This window comes from Thioclava sp. IC9 (assembly GCF_002213225.1).
Taxonomy (GTDB): Bacteria; Pseudomonadota; Alphaproteobacteria; order Rhodobacterales; family Rhodobacteraceae; genus Thioclava; species Thioclava nitratireducens.
The window spans coordinates 39,097-62,938 of the sequence record NZ_NBNX01000008.1; the positions used below are offsets into that span (position 1 = coordinate 39,097).

Below are 23,842 nucleotides of genomic sequence, written 5' to 3' on the forward strand. Positions count from 1 at the left end.
TCAGGCGGCGTCGCGCATGTGGCGACCTTCCTGCACCTCCTCGATGATCTTTGCGACGAAATCGTCGAGATCCTTCGGGTTGCGCGAGGTGACGACGCCATTGTCGGAAACCACGGATTCGTTGACCCATTCGCCACCGGCGTTTTCGACATCGGTGCGCACCGAGTGATACGAGGTCATCTTGCGCCCCTTGGCGATCCCGGTTTCGATCAGAAGCCAAGGTGCGTGGCAGACCGCGGCTACAACCTTCCCCTGGTCATAGAAATTGCGCAGCAGGTCCAGCGCGCTTTTCTCGACACGAAGAAGGTCGGGGTTGATCTGACCGCCGGGTAGAACGATCGCATCGTAATTCGACGCGTCGACATCGGAGATCTTGCGCTGCACCGAAACGGTTTCGCCCCAGTCGGTTTCGTCCCAACCGCGGATATCTTCGCCGTCGAGCGAGGCGATGTCGATCTGCGCGCCTGCTTCGATCAGCTTGTCGCGCGGAACGGTCAATTCGGCCTGCTCGAAACCATCGGTGGCCATGATCAGAATGCGGGCTTCGGTAATCTTGGGCATATGCTTTCCTTTCCAGAGGCGCAGCTTGCGCGGGTTCGGAGGAAAAACGATCTGTGCTCGGCTTGCGTTCCACGGCGATTTCTTCGGCGGGGAAATGCGAGAGATCGATGGAAAGGTACTTGATTTCGGTCGCGCGAGACTTTAGCACCCACGCCACGGCCTAGGGGTATAGCTCAGTTGGTAGAGCATCGGTCTCCAAAACCGAGGGTCGCGGGTTCGAGTCCCTCTGCCCCTGCCAGCCGTTTCCTGAAAATTTACGTTTGTTCGCGTAACGTTCCGAAAGATGGCGTCACCTGACGCCGATTTTGGACGCTATCGCGAGGAATCGTTGTGCTGGGCAGAATTTTCCGGGTCTTTCAGCGATATGCCGACGCGAACCTCCGAATCTCTCGGACTGTGGGCGGTTTGGGCGCGCGCGCGGAAGCTTGGGGCCTGCATGTCACGCGATATGAGTATAGCGGAAACCGTCTTCGGCTGGAGGGGCGAATCGCCGCTCCGGAGCTGGTCTTGCGGTTGGACAGCGTGACGCAAAGATGCGCCCTTGAACCCGACGCTTCAGGGGTGGCGAAATTCGCCTTCGATCTGCCGTTTTGGCCCGGTCGGGTAGAACTGGCCATTCCCGGTAAAGGAGCTGAAGGGCAAGGAAACGAAAGCTGGACCTTGCCGCCGATCGGACGCCTTCGTCTCACTTTCGGGCAGCTGCGTATTGCGCCGATATTTCTTTGGCGGCTCGCCTCTCATGCCGGCGACATCTGGCGATGGCGAAGCCGCGGCGACAGTTCCGCGGGGATGAGGGTGAAGTCGGCACTGGGGTTTGTGGCGCAATCGCGAGGTGCGCTTCTACCATCCGACTTGTTGCGCACCGGACCGCCTGACGAACCGCCGGCTTCCCCCGCGATCGTGATTGTCTTGCCAGTTTTCAACGCGCGGAATTTGCTGCGCGAGACGCTCGATCGCATCGTTCGGCATACGGATCTCGATTGGCACATGATCGTGGTCGAAGATCGCTCGACCGATCCCGAGATGCGGCCGTTTCTGCGCGATTGGTGTAAGGTCAAAGCCAACGTGACGCTTCTGGAAAATGCAGCGAATCTGGGCTTCGTCGCCTCCGTCAATCGCGGGTATGAGGAGGTCCTGAATCGCTTCCCAGACCGTCCCGTGGTCTTGCTGAATTCGGATGTCTTCGTGCCTGCGGGCTGGGCGTCGCGGCTTGTGGAGCCGCTCGCCGACCCTGAGGTGGCAAGCGTGACGCCAATGTCGAATGACGCGCAGATATTGTCGGTGCCGTTGCCTGGTACGCGGAGCGATCTGCCGCCCGGGGCCGTCGATCAGATCGATGCCATCGCCGCGAAGTTGGAACCTTCGCAAGCGCGCGCCGATCTGCCCACCGGGATCGGTTTTTGCATGGCGCTCGCACCCCGCTTTCTTTCCCAACTCCCGCGCTTCGATCCCGGATTCGGGCGCGGCTACGGAGAAGAGACGGATTGGTGCCAGAGGGTACGGCGGCTCGGGGGGCGCCATGTCGGGATAAGCTCGCTTTTCGTCGAGCATCGGGGCAGTGCCTCCTTCGGTCCGTCGGCGCGCCAGAAACTGGTGGAACGCAATCACGCGAAGATCGAGCGGCGCTATCCGAGCTATCCGCGCGCGGTCGATCGGTTTCTTAGCCGCGACCCGCTGGCAGCTCCTCGTTTTGTGCTTGCCTTGGCGCGTGCGGGCGCATTGCAGGCCGCGCCGCTCAAAATCTGGCTCGGGCATTCCCTTGGTGGCGGCGCCGAGATTCGGCTGCGTGAGGAAATCGCCGCGGAGCTTCGCGCCGGGCGGCGCGGCGTCGTTCTACGTGTCGGCGGTACGGCTCGCTGGTCCATCGAGCTTCACGACCCGCTCGGCCTATGCATCACAGAGACGGCGGATCGGGCAGCGATCCTTTCTCTGCTGCAGGTCCTTCCAGAACGCCACGTAATCTATTCCTGCGGCGTCGGTCATTCGGCGCCGCTCGAAATCCCCGAGCTGTTAGTCGATCTGTCCCGAGGGCACCAACTCGACATTCTTTTCCACGACTATTTCCCTCTCAGTGAGGCATACACCCTCCTGGAAGAGGGGCCCAGTCTGCGCGACATCCCGGTGCGTATCGATCTGCGCCCCGGATTCCGAAAGCCGCCTCGCGCGCATTCAAGCGGCGACCGATCGGAATGGGAAGCTGCATGGGGTGCCGCAATGACCGCGGCGACGCGCTTGCGCGTTTTCTCGCACAGTTCCGCTGGCATCGTTACGTCGGTTCGCCCCGACCTTGCGGATAAGATAGACTGCAAGCCGCATGACAGGAGGCGACCTGCACCTCTGACCTATCCGCATCACAGGCACCTGGCGAACTCCGGCACCTCCTCGAATGCTGACAGATCTGCGCAGCCCGTTATTGGCGTGCTTGGCCATATCGGCCTGCACAAGGGAGCCTCGGTCGTGGAAGCCGTAGGCGATGCGTGCATCGCTGACGGGCGCGCGCGGCTCGTGCTACTGGGGACTCTCGATCCGCGGTTTCATCTTGACGCGCCGAACCACATCCATGGGCCGTTCGAGCGGTCTGACTTGCCGATACTGGTTGCGCATCACGGAATCGATCGGTGGTTTATCCCGTCGCTCTGGCCGGAGACCTTTTCGTTCACGACGCACGAGGCCCTCGGCACCGGCCTGCCGGTGACCTGTTTCGATCTCGGCGCACAGGCTGAGGCGGTCAGGGCTGCGGGCAGACAGGGATGCGTTTTGCCACTGCCACGGTATCCATCGGATGTCGACATGGGTCGCCTGCTCGGACAGCCCGACTGCGAAAGGTGGGTGGCATGACATTCGAGGACAGTCTTGCTGTCTTCCACGTCGGCGCTCCGAAATGCGGCAGTTCGGCCCTTCAATCGGCATGGAGCGTACGCCCGGACAGGGCGTCACGCACCGGACATCGCGTGCGCTATATCGGCGCGGCGAAGGTCAGGGGATTGGTGATGCCGCTGCGCGGCAGGGCCGTGTCACATGCCGCGGCGCTTTCTCCTTACGGATATGTCTCGATGCCAGATCCGGGTCGCGAGGTCGGGGCAAGACCCTTCGCCGCTTTCTTCCAGAGAGAAATGGCGCGCGCCCACAGCTGCGGCTACATCCCGTTTTTCTCGAATGAGGGATGGATTCGGCGCCCCGAAATTTTTGCGTCGCTGCTCGCCGACCTTGGCCATCCGCCCGTCACCGTGTTGGCCTTCCTGCGGCCGCCTTTGACATGGATGAATGCGGCGTTCTGGCAGTGGGGCGTCTGGAGCCGTCCCTGCTTTGACGATTGGCTGCGCGCCTGGCGGTGTCCTTATAGCTTCGGTGCCGATCTCGCGGCTTGGGTGCGTATTCCCAATGTTCGCTTGCAGGTCGCCCCAGCAGGGCATGACGCGGTCGCTTGCACCGATGCTCTCTTTCAAACATCGAGCCAGCCGTCCCGGCAGCGTCACAGAACTGGCAGCGCGGCGCAGATTGGTTTCCTACTGCGCAATCGGCGCTTCCGCCCAGATACCCATCGCGCCGAAATCGAGTTCCTGTTGCAGAGGTGTTTGGCGGCGGGGCCTATGCTTCGCCGCGCGTGGGCAATCGCGCCGCATCATGTGGAGACGCTGCAGGAGATCGCGCAGACCCAGCGCCAAAAGCTCGAGCGCGTGTTACCCGCTACCCAGGCGGAGGCCATATGCGACGATCCGTTCTGGGCTTCACCCTATCCCTATCATCCCGAAATAGAGAAAGGTCCTGCACAGCTAGACGATCTCGACGAATTGCGCGTCTTTGCGGGGCGGCTCCTCTCTGGGTCATGGCCAGCGGACGCAACGCTTGGAGAACTCGATCGGTTGATCGCAAAGCGTCTCGATACCCTTCTGCACAAGGACCGTTGTGGTCGATGGCGCGCCGCGCTGTTCGGTGCGCCTTCGCGCCGGTCCGCAACGCTCACCTTGCGAGGAGATCCCGGTAACGCGTCCTGAGCGCCAGAAGGCCGATGGCCAGCGCCACGAGTGATACGCCGATGACCCAAGGCGCGGAAAGATGATCGGGCTCGTAGGTCGGGAAGAACCCGTGCCTCAGATAGCCGATGACATGTACGAGCGGGTTGAACCACAGGACGTCTGCGGCCCACGTCGGCAGGTGATCGGTGAGGAAAAACACACCGGATATCAGGAACATAGGCCGCATCAGGATCGACCATATCTGCTGCCAGACAGGGATACGCAGGAAGAGAAAACAGTTGAGCGTTCCGATGCCGAAGGACAACAGCACGGCAAGACTCGCCGCCTCGAATATCCGCAGCGGATCAGGGCTCGCGCGGGAGTCGAAGATCAGCAGGCAGCCCTGAAGAACTAGGTAAGAGACGATGAGTTTCGTGAGTGCATTCAAAACAAGTCGCGCGATGAGTGCATCGAGAAAGCTCACCGTCGGATAGGCCAGAAGGGCGCGCGAGTAGGTGAGCGCGTTGGCGACTTTCGATTGGACCTCCGAAAACAGCATGAAGGGCAGTAGCCCTGTCGCATAGAAAAGCGCGAAACTGGCTCCGAGCGGCGGAGCATGGAAGGTCAACGAAAAGAAAAGAGTGAGCAAGGCGATGCCGCCGACCGGCTCGAGGAGAGCCCAGAGATAGCCCCCCGGCGAGCGGCCGTAGCTGGCGGACATCTCGCGCAAGATGAGCGCGCCGATCGCACGAAGAGCCGGGAAAGACCGGTTGGGGGGACTGGGCGCATGTGAGAAAAACATTTCGAGCCTCGTTTACCGGTTTTCAATTCGGATCGTGTTCGCTGGGATCCGATGCGATCAATAGTGGAGCCAATTGTGAAACACGCGGTTAACGAGCCTGCGCGGGCCGCGCCCGTTCTTGCGACGGGGGCGGGGTTGCGCGACGTCTCCCAGCCGCTACGACCAGTGCCGAGCGCTTACGCCCCGCCTGCCCGCAAGGCGCGTTGGCGGCGGCGCCATCATGCGGTGGGGTTGAGCTTCGTGGCGCTGGTGGTCGCGCCGGTCCTGGCCGCTGCCTGTTTTCTTTACGCGCAGGCTGCAGATCAGTTCGTCTCCCGCGTCGGCTTTACGGTTCAGCGCAAGGAGGCCGGCCCGGCATTCGATATTTTCGGCGGGCTATCCAGCCTGTCGGGGGCGTCTTCGGACGATACGGATATTCTGTATGAGTTTATTCAAAGCCCCAGCCTTGTCGCCGAGATCGACGATGCGCTCGATTTGAGAGCGATTTGGTCGCGCAAGCGATCAGATCCGGTGTTCGGGCTGTCGACCGACGCCAATCTGGAGGATCTTGTCGCCTATTGGCGGCGCATGGTCCATGTGCGGCACGGCGCGGGTGCCGGGCTGCTCGACATCGAGGTGCGGGCTTTCGACCCGGTCTCGGCGCAGCGGATCGCGCAGACCTTGATGGCCCGCAGCTCGACGATGATTAATCGGCTCAGCAACGCGGCGCGCGAAGACGCGATCCGCCATGCGCGCGGCGAGTTGCGGCGCGCGGAGGGGCGACTGAAGGCGGCGCGCATGGCACTCACCACCTTCCGCAATCGCCATCAACTGATCAGCCCGGAGATGGATTTGCAAAGCCAAGCTGGGGTTCTGGGATCGCTGCTCGAGCAGCAGGCGCATGTGATGATCGAGAGCGATCTACTACGCGGCACCGTGCGCAGCGGTACGGATCCGCGGTTGAAGCAGGCCGAGCGGCGGCTGGCGGTGATCGAGAAACGGATCGTGGCGGAACGGCGCAAGCTTGGCATCGAGGGCGGCACGAAGGACGAAGCCTATGCAAGCATCGTGGGCGAATTCGAGCGGCTCATGACGGAGCGCGAATTCGCAGAGCGTGCCTATGCGGCAACGCGTGCGAGCTTTGAGGCGGCGGAGGCCGAGGCGCGCCGCAAGAGCCGTTTTCTCGCGACATTCATGGCGCCGACCCTCGCTGAGAGCGCCGAATATCCACGCCGCGAAACGCTTCTTGCGCTGATCGCGGGCAGCTTGATTTTGCTTTGGGCGATTGGCGTGCTGGCGGGCTATGCGATCCGGGACCGTCGGTAACGGCGATGATCCGGCTGCAAAATCTCGGCAAGAGCTTCCGCGTTCCCGGTGGCGAGAAAATCGTGGCGCTCGATATCTGCGCGAGCTTTCCCAGCGGGCGATCCGTCGCACTGCTGGGGCGCAACGGGGCGGGGAAATCAACGCTTCTGCAAATGATAGCGGGGACCGCACGGCCCGATCGGGGCCGGGTGATCACGCGGGGCAGCGTCTCTTTTCCTGTCGGCTTCGCAGGGTCGTTTCACAATGACCTGACAGGCGCGCAGAATTGCCGCTTCATCGCGAGGATCTACGGGGTGGATACGGATGAGATGGTGGCCTTCGTGGAGGAGACTGCAGAGCTCGGGCTGCATTTCCGAATGCCGCTGCGCAGCTATTCTTCCGGGATGCGCGCGCGATTGGCCTTTGCGGCGTCGATGGCGATCAGTTTTGACACCTATCTCGTCGACGAGATCACGGCGGTCGGCGATGCGGCGTTTCGCGAGAAGAGCGCAGCCCTGTTTCGCGACCGGCTGAAAGAAGCCGGAGCGATTGTGGTCAGCCACTCGATGAACCAGTTGCGCGAGATTTGCGATTGCGGCGCGGTGCTCGAGCGTGGACGGCTTGAGTTTTTCGACGATCTCAATGCCGCGATTGCCTGCCACGAACGCAATATGCTTTGAGTTGGGCGATGTCAGCCGTTGAATTCTATTAAAATATTGAGAAAAAACCATTTTCGGGCCGCTTTCCCTCCGCGCTCTGAGCCCAGCCGCGCCTCATCCTTGAGACAGTGAGAACGTTGAAAACGGAGGTGGCTATGCCTCAATTGACGCCGGTCGCGACCGTAACGAATGGTGCGGAAAATTTCATGACGTCGATCACCGACCTGCTTCTCGTGCAGGGTGAGACGGGGCCGACGCTTTACTCGATTTCCAATGCGCCAGGCGGCATCGCGCAGCTTCCGCTGAGCGCGCAGCTGAATTCGAGCGATCTGGCTTATCTGAGCGAAAGTGCGGGACTGGATGCAGCCGGGACGCTGACCGAGATCTCGATCGACGGCAGTCCTGCCTTGATGGCGACCGGTTCGGCATCGGGCGCGTTTCAAGCGGTCTGGCTAAACCAGAATGACGGTGGAATCAGCGATGTGTTTACGCTGCCGGGGGCGGTTGCGCCGGGTGCGGTGCTTGCGATCGCGCCGCTGCAACTCGACGCGCAGAGCTTTTTCGTCGGCGCCCTGGCGCATGGGAGCGGGCTGCATGTCTGGCAGATGGGTGCCGGAGGCCGGATGACAGAGATCGCGCAGGGCACTGCGGGCGCCGCTTGGTCAGCGAATGATGTCCATACTCTCGGCACGGTCGAGATCGACGGGGCGCAATACGTTCTGGCCGCCTCGGCTACGGATAATTCGCTGACCACGCTCGCGCTCGATACGCAGGGACAGCTGAAGATCGCCAGTCAGATCGATGCGCGCGACGGCCTCTTCATCAACACCCCTAATTCGATCGAGACGGTCCATGTGGGCGGTCAGGCTTATGCGCTTCTGGGAGCGGCGGGCACAAGCTCGATCTCTGTCGTGGCGCTCGGTCCGGGCGGGCGGATGGAGGTCACCGATCAGATCAATGACGACCTCGGCACGCGGTTCGAGGGCGTGACGACGCTCGAAACCGTGACGATGGGCGATCAGGTCTATGTGCTGGCCGGAGGCGCCGATGACGGGGTCAGCCTGCTTACGCTGCTGCCCGGCGGCAAACTGGTCCAGATCGGGACCTTGGCGGACGAGATCGAAACCGCGCTGACCGATCCGGCTGCGGCGGCGATGATCGCGGATGCGACCGGGCTCGATATTTTCGTGGCGGGCGACGTGTCAGCGAGCGCGAGCGATCAGGGAATGGGGATCAGCCATATCAAGGTGGAGTTGGGCCCTGCCGGTCTGGCGCTGAAGCTTGGCGATGGCGGCGAAACCGTGAAAGGTGGGGCGGAAAACGATCAGATTTCCGGCGGCGCAGGCGATGACGAAATCCACGGCGGGGCAGGGGCGGACATCCTGCAAGACGGCGGGGGTGTGGATACGCTTTGGGGGGGCGAAGGGGAGGACGTCTTCGTGCTCGATGCGGATGGGCGCACGGATTTCATCATGGATTACGAGCCCGGCATCGATCGGCTCGACCTCTCGAGCATGGCCTGGTTCTACACCAAGGAGGCTTTGGACATTACCCCGACCGCGACGGGGGCGGATATTCGGATCGGCGACGAACGGGTGATCGTGAATACCGCGAATGGCTCAAGCCTGAGCGCCGCGGATTTCGAAACCTCGGAGCTGCGCGATCTGTGGCATTCCGCGATCAACCCGCTCGAGGTCGGCGATATCCACAAAGAAGGTACAGCGCAGGGCGATATCATAGATGGGCGCGGCGGGGACGATCTGCTGGTCGGCAATGACGGGGCGGATATCCTGCAAGGCATGGGCGGGGATGATCTGCTCAATGGAGGGCGGATCGATCGCAGCTACGATCCGTTCGCGGCACAGGTGTTCCGGGTCTATCAGGCGACGCTTGACCGGTCGCCCGATGCGAACGGTCTGCACTATTGGACGGACCTTCTGTCGAGTGGCGCGATCGATTTGCAGGAAGTCGCGGACCGATTCATCAACTCGCCGGAATTCCAGTCGAACTACGCGCAGACGAGCGACGCGGAGTTTCTGACGCTGCTTTACCAGAACGTGCTGGATCGAAACCCCGATAGCGGGGGGCTGAGCTATTGGCTCGACCAGCTCGATCGGGGGGAACGAAGCCGGGAGGAGGTTGTCTTGGGATTTTCGGAAAGCCCGGAATTTAGGAAGGCCACGGAAGTCGACACGCTTCTCCTGAGCCAGGCCAGCACTCAGACGGATTTCACCGACGACGTGTTTCGCCTGTATCAGGCGACGCTCGGGCGCGAGCCGAATCTCGGCGGGATGATGTATTGGAGCGAGATGCAGGCCGACGGAATGGAGTTTCTCGACGTGGTCTCGGGCTTCGTCAACTCGCCGGAATTTACCGCAACTTACGGCAGTCTCGACGATGCCGGTTTCGTCTCGCTGCTCTATCAGAATGTCTTTGGGCGGGCGCCGGATAGCGAAGGGCTGACATGGTGGGTCGATCAACTCGCCAGCGGGGGCTACACTCGCGAGAAGGTCGTCGCCGCCTTCGCGCAAAGCCCCGAGATGATAACCCAGACGGCGCAGTCGCAGATCGATTGGTTCCGTTCTTTCGGCTTCGAGGATCAACTCGATGGCGGCGAGGGGTACAACCTGCTCCAGGGTGGCGTGATGGCGGATCAGTTCGTGTTCCGCGCTGATGAAGACGGGCATCACGTCATCATCGATATCGAACCCTGGGATGAGCTGAGCTTCGAGGGGTTCAACTACAGCTCTGCCGCAGAGGCCCGCCACCATATGATCGAGACCGGCTCCGGCGTGACGTTCTCGGATCAGGGCGTCACGGTCGAATTCATCGACACCGATCTCGGCCTGTTCTCCGACGGGATGTTCGACCTCTCGGGCTAGGTGAGTTCCGTTCGTAGTGCGGCGAGGTAGCTTGCGACAAGGCTCTCTGCGCGCTCGGGCGTCGCGGCTTCGGCGTAGCAGCGGCATTCAGGAGCGTTGCCAGAGGGCCGCAGATGGACGATCTCGCCCGAGGGGAAGGTTAGGCGCAGACCGTCGGTCTGGTCGATCCGCTCGGCCGGGTCGAAATCGCTGAAGAATTCCGTCCGTGCGACGGGATCGGCCGCGAGGCGATCAATGAAGGCGCGCGAGCGGTCGGTCGAGACTTCGGCGACCCGGTCGGCTGCGGTGAAGCGGGCGGGCAGCTGGGCGACAAGTCCGCTGAGGGCGGTGCCGGCCTTTTTCGCTGCGACCAGCGGAGCGACGATCGGTAGCAGACAATCGCGCGTTGCGAGCGGCGCGATCTGCCCGACAGGGCCCGTTGCGGTGAAGCCAAGAAGGAAGCCGCCATTGGGCTCATAGCCTACGACCTTCGCGGCTGGATCGGCAGCGCGGGCGGCCCCCATCGCGGCGATCACGAAGGGCGATCCGATCTTAGTGCGATGAATGCTGTCGAATTCTGGCATCGCGTCGACCATCGTATTGGCGGAGACCGGGGTGCAGAGGATTTTCGCCCCGAGAAGCCGCGCGGTCAGCGCCCCCAGCACGTCGCCGGGGATCAGCGTGCCGGACTCGTCGGTCAACATCGGGCGGTCGGCATCGCCATCGGTCGAGATCACCGCATCCAGCCGTTGCTCGGTGCACCAGCCTTGCAACGTTTCGCGAGTCTCGTGGGCGATCGCCTCGGTGTCGACGGGGATGAACTCGTCCGATCGGGCGAGCGGAACAGCGGTCGCGCCCATCGCCTCGATCGCGGTGACCAGGATGTCGCGAGCGACGGAGCTGTGTTGATAGACGCCGATGCGCAGGCCCTCGAGAGCCTCCGAGCCGAAGGCGTCGACATAGCGGGTGATGTAGTGCGCCGCGGTATCTGCCCCGGGGATTTCGGAGCCGCACTTCTCGGTCACGGGATGGTCCTGACCGAGCCGGTCGAGGATGGCGGCCTCGTCCTCTTTCGCGATCTCGCCATGCGGGACGTAGAATTTCAGCCCGTTGCGATCGGCGGGGATGTGGCTGCCGGTGACCATGATCGCGGCGTTGCCCGCCCCCATCGATGCGAGCGCGAGCGCGGGGGTAGGGAGCGCGCCCTCGCGGATCGCGGTGAGTCCGGCGTCGCGGATTGCGGCGATGACGGTCTCGGCGATCGCTGGGGAGGAAGGGCGCAAGTCCCAGCCCACATGGACGGCTCCGCCCTGCGGGCAGGCAGACAGGAACGCGCGGGTGTAATCGGTGACCAGCGCGTCGGTCAGTTCGGTGACAAGGCCGCGCAGCCCGCTGGTGCCAAATTTCGGTGCCATATGTCCTCGATTGTCGCGCCGTTGCAATCGCGTCGACCCTAGGGGGAGGGGTGGGGACAGGCAAGCACCGTGCGCCGCTCTCAGATACAGTTAACGCCAGATTCCTATCGTCGGTCATCGCAACCATCGCAGGAAATCCCGATGCCCGATCATACCGCCAATCTCGCGCTGCCGCTCATCCTTGGCAGCCAGGCCCAGAAACACGTCACCCATAACGAGGCGCTGCAACGGCTCGATACGCTTCTGCAGCTTGCGGTGATTTCGCGCAGTGAAAGCGAACCTCCGGCCGGTCCATCCGAGGGGGCGAGGTATCTCTTGCCTGCCGGTGCGCTGGGCGCATGGGCGGGGCAGGACGGCGCGCTTGCGATCTTCTCGGCCGGGGCTTGGCAACTTCTGAGCCCGCGTGAGGGCTGGCGCGCTTTCGTGCTGGATGAGGCGGTGGAACTGGTCTTCGCAGCAGGCGCCTGGGACGTGCCGCCGTTGCCGGAGTTGAGCCAACTCGACGGTGTCGGGATCATGACTGGCTATGATGCGGTGAACCGGTTTTCGGTTGCTGCAGAGGCTTCGCTGCTGAGCCATGCCGGGGCGGGTCATCAGCTCAAGCTGAACAAGGCAGCGGCGGCGGAGACGGCGAGCCTGCTGTTCCAGTCGAACTGGTCTGGCCGGGCCGAAATGGGACTGGCGGGCAGCGACGACTTCGCGATCAAGGCGAGTGCGGATGGCGCGACATGGTTCGAGGGTCTGCGCATCGACGCGGCCACCGGGCGCGCGACGATGTCGCAAGGCGCGGTGATCGACGGAGCGCTGACAGGCAGCGGCGTCGTCGGCACGGTCGCGCAGGTCGGCGGCGTATCGACGGGTGCCGTCATCGAGCAGGGCAGCACCGCCTCGGGCGATTACATCCGCTTTGCCGATGGCACGCAGATTTGTTCGGCGCAGCTGAGCCTTAGTTACGTCGCGGATTGGGCGCTCAAGGAGGACTGGGCTTATCCGGCGCAATTCGCGCAGGCGCCCTGTCTGAGTGTCGCGCTCGATGCGGACAGCCTCGCAGCGGGTAGTGCCATTAGTGCGGGTGCGCTCTCCTTCGCGGGAGTCGAGGCCATCACGAGTTCGGGCGCGCGCGCCGTGGTCTATGCCGCGAATGGCGCGAGTTTCCTCAGCGGTGAGAGTTGCGATCTGAGCGTCACCGCGATCGGGCGCTGGGTGTGACGCTTACTCGGCGGGGCGAGCGAGCGGTTTGTGCGCCCCGTCGAGTCGGATGAAAATCTCGGACAGGCGGTCACTGTAGCGCGCGGCGATCGCATCGGCGGAGAAATGGCGGCGCACGAAGGCTTCGGCCTGCGCCGCCTTTTTCTTGCGCGCATCCGGGTGGCTGCGCGCGGCTTGTAACTGGGCGACCGCGGCGGCGTGATCGGGCTCGCCCCAGAGCATCCCCGGTTCGACATAGAGATAGTCCTGCGGCGCGACTTCGACTTCGGTCGCAGGCACAAGCCACGCGGTCTCTTCGTTGCAGAATTCCAGATTGCCGGAATAACCCGTGCATAAGACCGGCACGCCAAGCACCATCGCCTCGAGCATACCGAACCCCCAGCCCTCGGAGCGATGCAGCGACACGTAGAGGTCCGCACCGGTCATCAGCTCCAGCACTTCCGCGTGATCGAGCGTCTCGTCGAGCAAAGAGATGCGCGGGTCCGCCGCCAGGAGCCGCTCGATTTCGGACCAAAGCATGGCTTGCGCCGGATCGCAGATACGGCCGCGATTCTGCGTCTTGATCAGTAGGCGCACCTCCGCATCCTCGGCAAAGGCCGCGCGGAAGGCGTGGATGGTGCCGAGCGGGTTCTTCCGTTGTACGAACGAGAAACTGTCGAAACTGGCGAGGCAGACGAAGCATTGCTCGGGCCAATCGTTGCGTCGGCGCAGGGCGCTGCGCGCGTGGCCCCGGTCGATGGCGGGCGGTTCAGGATAGCACATCCCGACATTCACCACCGGCTTATCGGTCGCCTTGCGGTAAATTTCGGCGCAATATTCCGAGGGCACCCAGACCTCGTCGATCAGATCGAGGGCGAGGCGATGGCAGGCAGGGGCGCGGGTCAATTCCCAGTGCATATAGGCGATATTGTAGGCGTCGGAATAACAGTCGGCGTCGAAGGAGAAGGCCGGGGGGATCGCGTCTGCATTCAGGTGCAGGAGGTTGATCCGCGCGGGGCGGGATACGGCGGTCTTGGCTCCGCCTTGCGCTGGCGTCGGATTGTCGCGCGCGCTTTCCACCGCGTTGAGCGTGACGTCGCAGCGGGACAAAATGTCATGCGAGAGCCGCGTCGATTGGCCCAGTCCGGAGGCTTTCGCGAAGGGGCCAAGGACTTGAACATCGACCGGGACGCCCTTCGGGGCAGGGCGGGTGGCAGCCGCGAGACGATGGCCGCCGGGTGCGCGCAGGAACGCCATGCTGTCGAGGTCGAACCCATTCTCGCGCAGCGCCGCTGCATAGTGCGCGCGGGTGATCGGCGGGCCGGGATGCAGCCGCGCGCAGACATCCGAGAGGCGACCGCCTTCGAGAAGCATCTTCGTTTCACTTCGACGCAGGAACAGCAAGATCTCGGGCCGTTCGGCCGCGAGGATCATCGCGAGCACATGCAGCATCCGGCGGTGGCGCTCGATTTTCGGCGAAAACTGCGCGAGCGGCGGGATGGCCTCGCGCAGGGCCAGAAGGCCGCGGGTCATCGGCCAGGGGCCGGGGGTTTCCGACTGGGACAAAGACTCGATCAGGCTGTCGGGGAGGAGGCAATCGGCGACGCCGAGCGACGGGGCCCCGCGAAGTGCCCATGCGGTCGCGGTGTCGCGATCGTCCCCGGTCTTGCCGAGGATATGCATCGCTCGGCTCGGGCCGCCGGGGTGGATCTCCGTATTGAGCCAGTCGATCGCGACGCGATTCAGCGGGATTTGCTGTGCCGGGTGCTGCGCGGCGTGGCTCTCTAGATACCAGCGGAGAATGTTCGATACCGCCCTGTCGCTGCCATCAAGAGGGAGCTGCTTCGCCATCCCCGCATGATGGCGCGCGTAGTCGATGTAGGAAAAGAGCGGTGCGGGCAGCGCCTCTTCCCCCGCGCGCGAGGTGAAAAGGGGGTGCTGCGCGCTCAGATGGGGAGTGCGGGCCCGCTCTGTCCCGGCGGAGCGTAGCGTGACGATCGGGCCAAGCATATGACGCCGCAGAGCGTCTCTCTCTTTCGGACACGGTGCCGCATCGGGGTCGAAGCGCAGCGAGGCGATCGGGCCGCCGCCGGGAAGGTGCAGGCTGATCGCACCGCCTGCGGCGTCCTTCAGGGCCGGCGAGAGAGGGAGCGCGAAGCCGTGGTTGCCCGCGCCGATGCCTGCCTGCACAAGATCGGCGCGAAACATTGCCGCGCGCCCCGACCCGAGCCGCCCAGCGTTACAGTGGATCTCGAAATCGAGCGAGGCGCTGTCGCCTGTCTTCGCGAGCCAACCGATTACCCTTCCGTTCTCGAGCCGCTCGAGCGCGCCGCGATAGCCGCGCAGGCGGTGGAGGAACGAGACGGCGGACGGGGGCGGGGCGAAAGTCGACATGCCAAAATTGTCTTCGAGAAAAGTCAATTTTTGATGGATAAGCCCCTGTCCATCGCCGGCGATAATCGCAACACTCCGCGCCACCCGGAAATTGGCGGGTGACGCGGCCGGCGTCATTACGGCTGCACCATCAATTGTTCGGCCAGCGCCGCGGCGGAGCTGTCCTGCGCCGTGGCGATCTCAGTCAGGCTTTGCGTCACGGTGGCTCCCAGTTTGGCGGCGGCATCCGTTCCCGACATTCCCAGCACCGGGGCGGCCTCGGACAGCGGTGCGTCGAACAGCGCTTGGGCGATCGCGAATTGCGGCGGACCCCGGCGCGCGCCGTTCTCCGGCCCGATGACGGAGGGAAGCGCGAAGGCGAGTGCCGCGACGAGGGAGAGGGCAAGCGCCAGCGCCATCGGCGCGCGCTTCAGGTAGCAGCTCATCGGTCGCCAGTTCTTCCAGATGTGCAGTCCGAAAGGCACGATCAAAACCATCGAGAGCCATTCGTGCATCCCGTGAAACCACGCGCTGCCCCAATGGAAGAAAAGGGCGATTCCCGAGACCAGCGATACGAGAAAAAGACCGGTGATGAGCGGCGTGGCGTAGCGGTTGAGGATTGCGGGCATTGAAGGCTCCTGTGAAACTGCGACCGCGTGCGTTTGCGGACATCAACTGCCACGCGGGGCGAGCAAATTTCCGTCCTCAAAGCCGCCTTGCAGCCCGCGCATGACGCTTGCGCGGGGGCAGGAAGGCGCAACAGCCTTGAAATCCGCGAGGGGAGCAAGTATCTGGCGGCAGTTGCGCCGAAAGCGGCGCGGTTTTTTCGGCTCAAGGGCGCCGCATTGGGCGCGTAAGGAACGACGACGATGGCAAACCCACTCCAGTTTCTCCAGCAGGTGCGCTCGGAAGCGGGCAAGGTGGCTTGGCCGAGCCGCCGCGAAGTTCTCCTGACGACCGGCATGGTGCTGGCGATGGCGGCACTGACGGCAATCTTCTTCTCGCTGGTGGACTGGGTGATCCGTCTCGGCGTGACGCAGGTGATCGGGAGCTGATAGGCCCCCGGGCGCTCGCCGCCAGACCTAATTCGCAGTTGCGGCAAGGAAGTGATCGCGCTCCAGCCTTACGCTCTTGAAATCACAGGGCTCCGGCGGTAAAGGGGCGGGACTTTCCCAGAGGCGGCGTGCATCGATTCGCGTGGTGCGCGCTGTTTTTTATTCTGGGAAGCGCGGGTAATCCCGTGAAATAACAGGAATTTTCGGCGCCCCGGCGTCGGCGGCAAGAGGCAAAGAATCGGCATGGCGAAGCGTTGGTATTCGGTAAGCGTTCTCTCGAACTTCGAGAAGAAAGTGGCCGAGCAAATCCGTCAGGCCGTGATCGATCAAGGTCTGGAAGACCAGATCGAAGAGGTTCTGGTGCCGACCGAAGAAGTGATCGAGGTGCGTCGCGGCAAGAAAGTGACCTCCGAACGTCGCTTCATGCCGGGCTACGTGCTGGTGCGGATGGAGATGACCGACAAGGGTTATCACCTGATCAACTCGACGAACCGGGTCACCGGGTTCCTCGGGCCGCAGGGTCGGCCGATGCCGATGGGCGATGCGGAAGTGAACCGCATCCTCAGCCGTGTCGACGAATCGGGTGAGCAGGCGGCACCGCGCAGTCTCATCACCTTCGAGGTCGGCGAGAACGTGAATGTGACCGACGGGCCCTTCGAGGGCTTCTCGGGCATGGTCGAGGAAGTGGACGAGGCGGCGAGCCGCCTGAAAGTCACCGTCTCGATCTTCGGTCGGCCGACGCCGGTCGAACTGGAATACACGCAGGTGCAGAAAACCGCCTGAGTGGGAGCCGTGGGAGGCGAGGGGCCCTGCGCGACAGGGAGGCCCGGACCGAACCACTAAACTTCGCGACCCCCTAGGGGCGTGACAGTGATAAGGAGAGGGCCACATGGCCAAGAAAGTTGTTGGGCAGCTCAAGCTGCAAATTCCGGCAGGCGGCGCGAACCCGTCCCCGCCGGTCGGTCCGGCGCTGGGTCAGCGCGGGATCAATATCATGGAATTCTGCAAGGCGTTCAACGCCAAGACGCAGGAAATGGACAAGCAGGCGAAGATCCCGACGATCATCACCTACTACGCCGACAAGTCGTTCACCTTCGAGATCAAGCAGCCCACGGCTAGCTTCATGATCAAGCAGGCGGCCGGTCTCAAGCCGGTCGGCAAGCGTAACCGTCCGAAGGGTTCGGAAGCTCCGGGCCGCGTCACCGCCGCGACCATCACCGCCGCACAGGTGCGTGAGATCGCCGAAGCGAAGATGAAGGACCTGAACGCCAACGACATCGAAGGCGCGATGAACATCATCCTCGGCTCCGCGAAGTCGATCGGCATCGAGGTGAAAGGCTAAGTCATGGCAAAGCTCGGTAAACGCACCAAAGCCGCCCGCGAAGCCTTCGCCGGCAAGTCGAACGTCTCCGTCGAGGAAGCCGTTTCGCTGATCAAGTCGAACGCGAACGCGAAATTCGACGAGACCCTCGAGATCGCGATGAACCTCGGTGTTGACCCCCGTCACGCCGACCAGATGGTTCGTGGCGTCGTCGCTCTGCCGAACGGCACCGGCAAGACCGTCCGCGTGGCTGTCTTCGCTCGTGGCGCGAAAGCGGATGAGGCCAAGGAAGCCGGGGCCGATATCGTCGGCGCCGAGGACCTGATGGAAACCATTCAGGGCGGCACGATCGAATTCGATCGCTGCATCGCGACCCCGGACATGATGCCGATCGTCGGCCGTCTGGGTAAGGTCCTGGGCCCGCGCAACCTGATGCCGAACCCGAAGGTCGGCACCGTGACGATGGACGTGAAAGCGGCTGTCGAAGCGGCGAAAGGTGGCCAGGTTCAGTTCAAAGTCGAAAAGGCCGGCGTCATTCATGGCGGCATCGGCAAGGTCTCCTTCTCGGAGGAGCAACTGGCCGAAAACATCCGCGCCTTCGTGGATGCCGTGACCAAAGCCAAGCCCGCCGGCGCCAAGGGCACCTACATGAAGAAGGTGTCCCTGAGCTCGACGATGGGCCCGGGCGTCGCAGTCGACATCACGTCGGCGACCGGCAACTAAGAGAATTCCACCGGGGGAAACCTCGGTGGGTGGTGGGGCGGCGGCCTAAAGTCTCCGCCCTGACCTGTCCGAGACGGAGGGTGCCAGATCCCGCAAGGTGACGGCTTAATTTCCTTCCTGAGATGGGGATCGAGACCAATTCCGGGTTTGGGCCTTCGGGCCGATCTCGGGCGATCTGGCCTCGGGCCCTTCGGACCCGACCCCGGGAAACCGGGACAATGAGAGCCGGGGGGAAACCCCCATACTTGGAGTGTAACTGTGGATAGAGCCCAAAAAGAGAAAGTGGTCGAGGAACTCGGCCAGATCTTCGCAAGCTCTGGCGTCGTAGTGGTTGCTCACTACGAAGGCATGACGGTTGCTAACATGCAGGACCTCCGCGCACGCATGCGTGAAGCGGGTGGTTCGGTTCGTGTTGCCAAGAACAAGCTCGCCAAGATCGCCCTTGAAGGTCAGCCCTGCGAAAGCATCGCTGAATACCTGACGGGCATGACCGTGCTTTCCTATTCCGAGGACCCTGTCGCTGCGGCGAAAGTGGTCGTCAACTATGCCAAAGAGAACGAGAAGCTCTCGATCCTCGGCGGCGCAATGGGAGACTCGGCACTCGACATCGCTGGTGTCAAAGCTGTCGCTGACATGCCGTCGCGTGAAGAGCTCATCGCTCAGATCGTGTCGCAGATCGGCGCACCCGCTTCGAACATCGCCGGTGCCGTTGGCGCGCCTGCTTCGAACATCGCGAGCATCCTTTCCACCATCGAGGAAAAGGCTGCGTAAGCAATCGACTTGTCCCGTAGCGGCTTGAAACCGCGACGTTGGAAACCCAAATCTAGGAACTGAAAAATGGCTGATCTGAAAAAACTCGCCGAAGAAATCGTGGGTCTGACCCTCCTGGAAGCCCAGGAACTGAAAACCATCCTGAAAGACGAATACGGCATCGAGCCGGCTGCTGGTGGCGCCGTCATGATGGCTGGTCCGGCTGCTGGTGGCGAAGAAGCTGCTGAAGAGAAAGACGAATTTGACGTCGTTCTCGTCGAAGCTGGCGCTCAGAAGATCAACGTGATCAAAGAAGTCCGTGGCATCACCGGCCTGGGCCTGAAAGAAGCCAAAGAGCTCGTTGAAGCTGGCGGCAAGGTCAAGGAAGGCGCTGCGAAAGCGGAAGCCGAAGAGATCAAGAAAAAGCTCGAAGACGCTGGCGCGAAAGTCGAGCTCAAGTAAGCGAGCCGGATGCGTCCGCATCCGATCTGAAAAATGGGCTGGGTCCGGGGTTTTCCCGGGCCCAGCCGAACCTGTCTCGGAGAGGGCTTTGGCGCCCTGAAGCCCTCTCCAAGGCGGTGTTCGCGGTTCGGGAGCCTTCCGGTGGGACGGAAGGCAGGTATGGAACCGCCCCCCCCTTCATTCGCCTTGCGGCGTGCAATGGGCCCCGACATTGCATGTGCCGCGAAGAGACGAAAGGTCACGCAGAGCATGGCTCAAGCTTACGTTGGTCAGAAACGCATCCGTCGCTATTACGGCAAAATCCACGAAGTCCTCGAAATGCCGAACCTCATCGAGGTTCAGAAATCCTCCTACGATCTGTTCCTGCGCTCCGGCGAAGTGGACCAGCCCACCGATGGCGAGGGTATCCAGGGCGTTTTCCAGTCGGTCTTCCCGATCAAGGATTTCAACGACAACGCCATCCTGGAGTTCGTGAAATACGAGCTCGAAAAACCGAAATACGATGTCGACGAGTGCCAGGCTCGCGACATGACCTATTCGGCGCCGCTCAAGGTGACCCTGCGCCTCATCGTGTTCGATGTGGACGAGGAAACCGGCGCGCGCTCGGTCAAGGACATCAAGGAACAAGACGTGTTCATGGGGGATATGCCCCTCATGACCAAGAACGGTACGTTCATCGTGAACGGCACCGAGCGGGTCATCGTGAGCCAGATGCACCGCTCGCCGGGCGTTTTCTTCGACCATGACCGCGGCAAGACCCACTCCTCGGGTAAGCTGCTGTTCGCCTGCCGCATCATTCCCTATCGCGGCTCGTGGCTGGACTTCGAATTCGACGCCAAGGACCTCGTGTTCGCGCGTATCGACCGCCGCCGGAAACTGCCGGTGACGACGCTGCTTTATGCGCTGGGGCTCGACCAGGAAGGCATCATGGATGCCTATTACGAGACCGTCACCTACACCGCGAAGGGCAAGTCGGGCTGGGTCACCAAGTTCTTCCCCGACCGCGTGCGCGGCACCCGTCCGACCTTCGATCTCGTCGACGCGGCGTCGGGCGAAGTGATCCTGAAGGCGGGCGACAAGGCGACCCCGCGCATGGTCAAGAAATGGCGTGACGACAACTCGGTTCCCGAGCTGCTCGTGCCGTTCGATCACATCATGGGCCGCTTCTGCGCCAAGGACATCATCAACGAGGAAACCGGCTTCATCTACATCGAAGCCGGCGACGAGCTGACGGCGGAATACGACAAGAACGGGGAACTCTCGGGCGGTTCGATCAAGACCCTGATCGACAACGGCATCACCGAGATCCCGGTGCTCGACATCGATAACGTCAATGTCGGTCCCTACATCCGCAACACCATGGCGTCGGACAAGAACATGAACCGGGAAACCGCGCTCATGGATATCTACCGCGTCATGCGTCCGGGCGAGCCGCCGACCGTCGAGGCCGCGGAAACCCTGTTCAACAGCCTGTTCTTCGACTCCGAGCGCTACGACCTTTCGGCCGTGGGCCGCGTCAAGATGAACATGCGTCTCGACCTCGATGCGCCGGACACCCAGCGCACGCTGCGCCGCGAAGACATCATCGCCTGCATCAAGGGCCTGGTGGAGCTGCGCGACGGCAAGGGCGAGATCGACGACATCGACCACCTCGGCAACCGCCGTGTGCGTTCGGTCGGCGAACTGATGGAAAACCAGTATCGCGTCGGCCTGCTGCGCATGGAGCGCGCCATCAAGGAGCGTATGTCCTCGGTCGAGATCGACACGGTCATGCCGCAGGATCTGATCAACGCGAAACCGGCCGCGGCCGCGGTGCGTGAATTCTTCGGTTCCTCGCAGCTGTCGCAGTTCATGGACCAAACCAACCCGCTGTCGGAAGTCACGCACAAGCGTCGTCTGTCGGCGCTCGGTCCGGGCGGTCTGACCCGTGAGCGTGCCGGCTTCGAGGTGCGCGACGTTCACCCGACCCACTACGGTCGGATGTGTCCGATCGAGACGCCGGAAGGTCAGAACATCGGCCTGATCAACTCGCTGGCCACCTTCGCCCGCGTGAACAAGTATGGCTTCATCGAAACCCCGTACCGCAAGGTTACCGACGGTCAGGTCACCGACGAGGTGGTCTACATGTCCGCGACCGAGGAAATGCGTCACACCGTGGCGCAGGCGAACGCGACTCTCGATGAGAACGGCAAGTTCATCAACGATCTTGTCTCGACCCGCCAGTCGGGCGAATACGCGCTCAACCCGCCGGAAATGGTGGACCTGATCGACGTGTCGCCGAAGCAGCTGGTCTCGGTCGGTGCAGCGCTCATTCCGTTCCTCGAAAACGACGACGCCAACCGCGCTCTGATGGGTGCGAACATGCAACGTCAGGCCGTGCCGCTTCTGCGCTCGGAAGCTCCCTATGTCGGCACTGGCATGGAAGCGACCGTCGCACGCGACTCCGGCGCTGCGATCATGGCGAACCGCGGCGGCATCATCGACCAGGTCGATGCGCAGCGTATCGTTATCCGCGTGACCGACGATCTCGAAGCGGGCGATGTGGGCGTGGACATCTATCGTCTGCGCAAGTTCAAGCGTTCGAACCAGTCCTCGACCATCAACCAGCGTCCGATCGTGAAAGTGGGCGACCGGGTGGTGAAGGGGCAGATCGTCGCTGACGGTCCGTCGACCGACATGGGCGAACTGGCTATCGGTCGCAATGTGGTCGTCGCCTTCATGCCGTGGAACGGCTACAACTACGAAGACTCGATCCTGATCTCCGAGCGGATCCACCGCGACGACGTGTTCACCTCGATCCATATCGACGAATACGAAGTGGCGGCGCGCGATACCAAGCTCGGTCCGGAAGAGATCACCCGCGACATCCCGAACGTCGGCGAGGAAGCCCTGCGCAACCTCGACGAGGCCGGTATCGTCTATATCGGCGCCGAAGTGGGGCCGGGTGACATTCTCGTCGGTAAGATCACGCCGAAGGGCGAAAGCCCGATGACGCCGGAAGAGAAACTCCTCCGCGCCATCTTCGGCGAGAAGGCATCGGACGTGCGCGACACCTCGCTGCGTCTGCCGCCGGGGGCTTACGGCACGATCGTGGAAGTCCGCGTCTTCAACCGTCACGGCGTCGACAAGGACGAGCGTGCGCTGCAGATCGAGCGTGAGGAAGTCGAGCGTCTGGCCCGTGACCGGGACGACGAGCTCGCCATTCTCGAGCGCAACATCTACGCGCGTCTCAAGACCCTGATCACCGGCAAGACCGCCGTGAAGGGGCCGAAAGGCGTCAAGGCTGGTTCGACCATCGACGAAGAACTGCTGGGCACCCTGTCGAAGGGCCAGTGGTGGCAGCTCGCGCTCGAAGACGAGGGCGACGCCAAGGAAGTCGAAGCCCTCAACGACCAGTTCGAGGCGCAGAAGCGCGCGCTCGACCTGCGCTTCGAGGACAAGGTCGAGAAGGTCCGTCAGGGCGACGATCTGCCTCCGGGCGTGATGAAGATGGTCAAGGTCTTCGTGGCTGTGAAGCGCAAGCTTCAGGCTGGCGACAAGATGGCTGGCCGTCACGGCAACAAGGGCGTTGTGTCGAAAGTCGTTCCGATGGAAGACATGCCGTTCCTCGCCGATGGCACCCCTGTCGATCTCGTGCTGAACCCGCTGGGCGTGCCGTCGCGCATGAACGTCGGTCAGATTCTCGAGACGCACATGGGCTGGGCTTCGCGCGGTCTGGGCAACCAGATCGACGAGGCGCTGAAAGCCTATCGTCGTAACGGCGACCTGACCCCGGTTCGCGAGGCGATGAAGATCGGCTATGGCGACGAGACCTACGGTGAGATCATCGAAGGTATGGATGACGAAGCGTTCATCGAGAGCGCCGAAGCCGTCCGCACCGGCGTTCCGATCGCGACCCCGGTCTTCGACGGCGCCAAGGAGGCTGACATCAACGACGCGCTCAAGCGTGCGGGCTTCAACGAATCCGGTCAGTCGATCGTGTTCGATGGCCGCACCGGCGAGCAGTTCGCGCGGCAGGTCACGGTGGGTGTGAAGTACTTCCTGAAGCTTCACCACCTCGTCGATGACAAGATGCACGCCCGTTCGACTGGTCCGTACTCGCTCGTCACGCAGCAGCCGCTGGGTGGTAAGGCGCAGTTCGGCGGTCAGCGTCTCGGGGAGATGGAGGTCTGGGCTCTGGAAGCTTACGGCGCCGCCTACACCCTGCAGGAGATGCTGACGGTGAAGTCGGATGACGTGGCAGGCCGGACGAAGGTCTACGAGTCGATCGTCAAAGGTGAGGACAACTTCGAAGCCGGCGTGCCGGAGTCGTTCAACGTTCTCGTCAAAGAGGTCCGGGGCCTCGGCCTCAACATGGAACTCCTGGACGCGGAGGATGAGGAGTGAGGGCTTCGGCCCTCCTCTAAGCCCTTCCGCCCTCATTCAAGGATTT

Annotated in this window: 18 protein-coding genes and 1 tRNA gene; 14 read left to right on the forward strand and 5 right to left on the reverse strand. The window is 62.8% G+C overall.

Annotation, left to right across the window (positions count from 1 at the left end):
* A complete protein-coding gene (locus B6V76_RS17305) occupies window positions 1–561 on the reverse strand; it encodes a type 1 glutamine amidotransferase domain-containing protein (RefSeq protein ID WP_075773814.1) in 561 nt (186 codons plus the stop codon).
* Between the two features lie 162 nt (window positions 562–723).
* Between B6V76_RS17305 and B6V76_RS17310 the strand changes: the two genes are divergently transcribed.
* The 3 genes from B6V76_RS17310 to B6V76_RS17320 all read left to right on the forward strand — a co-directional run bounded on the left by B6V76_RS17310 (window position 724) and on the right by B6V76_RS17320 (window position 4,556).
* Window positions 724–799 (forward strand) — tRNA-Trp (locus B6V76_RS17310).
* Between the two features lie 269 nt (window positions 800–1,068).
* Window positions 1,069–3,399, forward strand: coding sequence for a glycosyltransferase (locus B6V76_RS17315; protein ID WP_141104936.1), 2,331 nt, complete (start codon window positions 1,069–1,071; stop codon window positions 3,397–3,399).
* Window positions 3,396–4,556 (forward strand): hypothetical protein, encoded by a 1,161-nt coding sequence (locus B6V76_RS17320; RefSeq protein ID WP_141104937.1) that lies wholly within the window; start codon window positions 3,396–3,398, stop codon window positions 4,554–4,556. Before B6V76_RS17315 ends, B6V76_RS17320 begins: the two co-directional genes overlap by 4 nt.
* Here the strand turns inward: B6V76_RS17320 and B6V76_RS17325 are convergent.
* Complete coding sequence (locus tag B6V76_RS17325; RefSeq protein WP_088719457.1) at window positions 4,522–5,319, reverse strand: ABC transporter permease; 798 nt, start codon at window positions 5,317–5,319, stop codon at window positions 4,522–4,524. The genes B6V76_RS17320 and B6V76_RS17325 overlap by 35 nt on opposite strands.
* A gap of 75 nt (window positions 5,320–5,394) precedes the next feature.
* On the opposite strand from B6V76_RS17325, the gene B6V76_RS17330 reads away from it, so the two are divergent.
* From B6V76_RS17330 to B6V76_RS17340, 3 genes are all read left to right on the forward strand, one after another.
* Complete coding sequence (locus B6V76_RS17330; RefSeq protein WP_141104938.1) at window positions 5,395–6,624, forward strand: hypothetical protein; 1,230 nt, start codon at window positions 5,395–5,397, stop codon at window positions 6,622–6,624.
* A gap of 5 nt (window positions 6,625–6,629) precedes the next feature.
* Window positions 6,630–7,283, forward strand: coding sequence for an ABC transporter ATP-binding protein (locus B6V76_RS17335; protein ID WP_075773817.1), 654 nt, complete (start codon window positions 6,630–6,632; stop codon window positions 7,281–7,283).
* A gap of 185 nt (window positions 7,284–7,468) precedes the next feature.
* A complete protein-coding gene (locus B6V76_RS17340) occupies window positions 7,469–10,144 on the forward strand; it encodes a DUF4214 domain-containing protein (protein ID WP_141104939.1) in 2,676 nt (891 codons plus the stop codon).
* On the opposite strand, the gene B6V76_RS17345 is transcribed toward B6V76_RS17340, so the two are convergent.
* Entirely contained in the window at window positions 10,141–11,538 is a 1,398-nt protein-coding gene (locus B6V76_RS17345; RefSeq protein WP_088728033.1) for a phosphomannomutase, read from the reverse strand. The genes B6V76_RS17340 and B6V76_RS17345 overlap by 4 nt on opposite strands.
* 141 nt (window positions 11,539–11,679) lie before the next feature.
* Here B6V76_RS17345 and B6V76_RS17350 point away from each other — a divergent pair, with 141 nt between their 5' ends.
* Complete coding sequence (locus B6V76_RS17350; protein WP_088728034.1) at window positions 11,680–12,747, forward strand: DUF2793 domain-containing protein; 1,068 nt, start codon at window positions 11,680–11,682, stop codon at window positions 12,745–12,747.
* A gap of 3 nt (window positions 12,748–12,750) precedes the next feature.
* Here B6V76_RS17350 and B6V76_RS17355 read toward each other — a convergent pair whose 3' ends face one another.
* Both B6V76_RS17355 and B6V76_RS17360 read right to left on the reverse strand, forming a co-directional pair.
* Window positions 12,751–15,120, reverse strand: coding sequence for a glycosyltransferase (locus tag B6V76_RS17355; protein ID WP_166504625.1), 2,370 nt, complete (start codon window positions 15,118–15,120; stop codon window positions 12,751–12,753).
* A gap of 116 nt (window positions 15,121–15,236) precedes the next feature.
* On the reverse strand, window positions 15,237–15,728 hold the full coding sequence (locus tag B6V76_RS17360; RefSeq protein ID WP_088722238.1) for a DUF4405 domain-containing protein: 492 nt from the start codon (window positions 15,726–15,728) through the stop codon (window positions 15,237–15,239).
* A gap of 240 nt (window positions 15,729–15,968) precedes the next feature.
* On the opposite strand from B6V76_RS17360, the gene secE reads away from it, so the two are divergent.
* The 7 genes from secE (at window position 15,969) to rpoB (ending at window position 23,796) form a co-directional block, all read left to right on the forward strand.
* The gene (secE, locus tag B6V76_RS17365; RefSeq protein ID WP_075773824.1) at window positions 15,969–16,154 is read left to right on the forward strand and encodes a preprotein translocase subunit SecE; all 186 of its coding nucleotides are present in this window, start codon (window positions 15,969–15,971) and stop codon (window positions 16,152–16,154) included.
* 243 nt (window positions 16,155–16,397) lie between these two features.
* Window positions 16,398–16,937: a transcription termination/antitermination protein NusG gene (nusG, locus tag B6V76_RS17370; RefSeq protein ID WP_075773825.1), complete on the forward strand. Its 540-nt coding sequence runs from the start codon at window positions 16,398–16,400 to the stop codon at window positions 16,935–16,937.
* 106 nt (window positions 16,938–17,043) lie between these two features.
* Window positions 17,044–17,496: a 50S ribosomal protein L11 gene (gene rplK, locus B6V76_RS17375; RefSeq protein WP_075773826.1), complete on the forward strand. Its 453-nt coding sequence runs from the start codon at window positions 17,044–17,046 to the stop codon at window positions 17,494–17,496.
* Between the two features lie 3 nt (window positions 17,497–17,499).
* Window positions 17,500–18,198, forward strand: a complete 699-nt coding sequence (rplA, locus tag B6V76_RS17380) for a 50S ribosomal protein L1 (protein WP_075773827.1) — start codon at window positions 17,500–17,502, stop codon at window positions 18,196–18,198.
* Window positions 18,199–18,456: 258 nt separating this feature from the next.
* A complete protein-coding gene (gene rplJ, locus B6V76_RS17385; protein WP_075773828.1) occupies window positions 18,457–18,969 on the forward strand; it encodes a 50S ribosomal protein L10 in 513 nt (170 codons plus the stop codon).
* A 66-nt stretch (window positions 18,970–19,035) separates the two neighbouring features.
* Entirely contained in the window at window positions 19,036–19,410 is a 375-nt protein-coding gene (gene rplL, locus B6V76_RS17390; RefSeq protein WP_075773829.1) for a 50S ribosomal protein L7/L12, read from the forward strand.
* Between the two features lie 249 nt (window positions 19,411–19,659).
* Complete coding sequence (gene rpoB / locus B6V76_RS17395; protein WP_075773830.1) at window positions 19,660–23,796, forward strand: DNA-directed RNA polymerase subunit beta; 4,137 nt, start codon at window positions 19,660–19,662, stop codon at window positions 23,794–23,796.
* Window positions 23,797–23,842 lie beyond the last annotated feature (46 nt).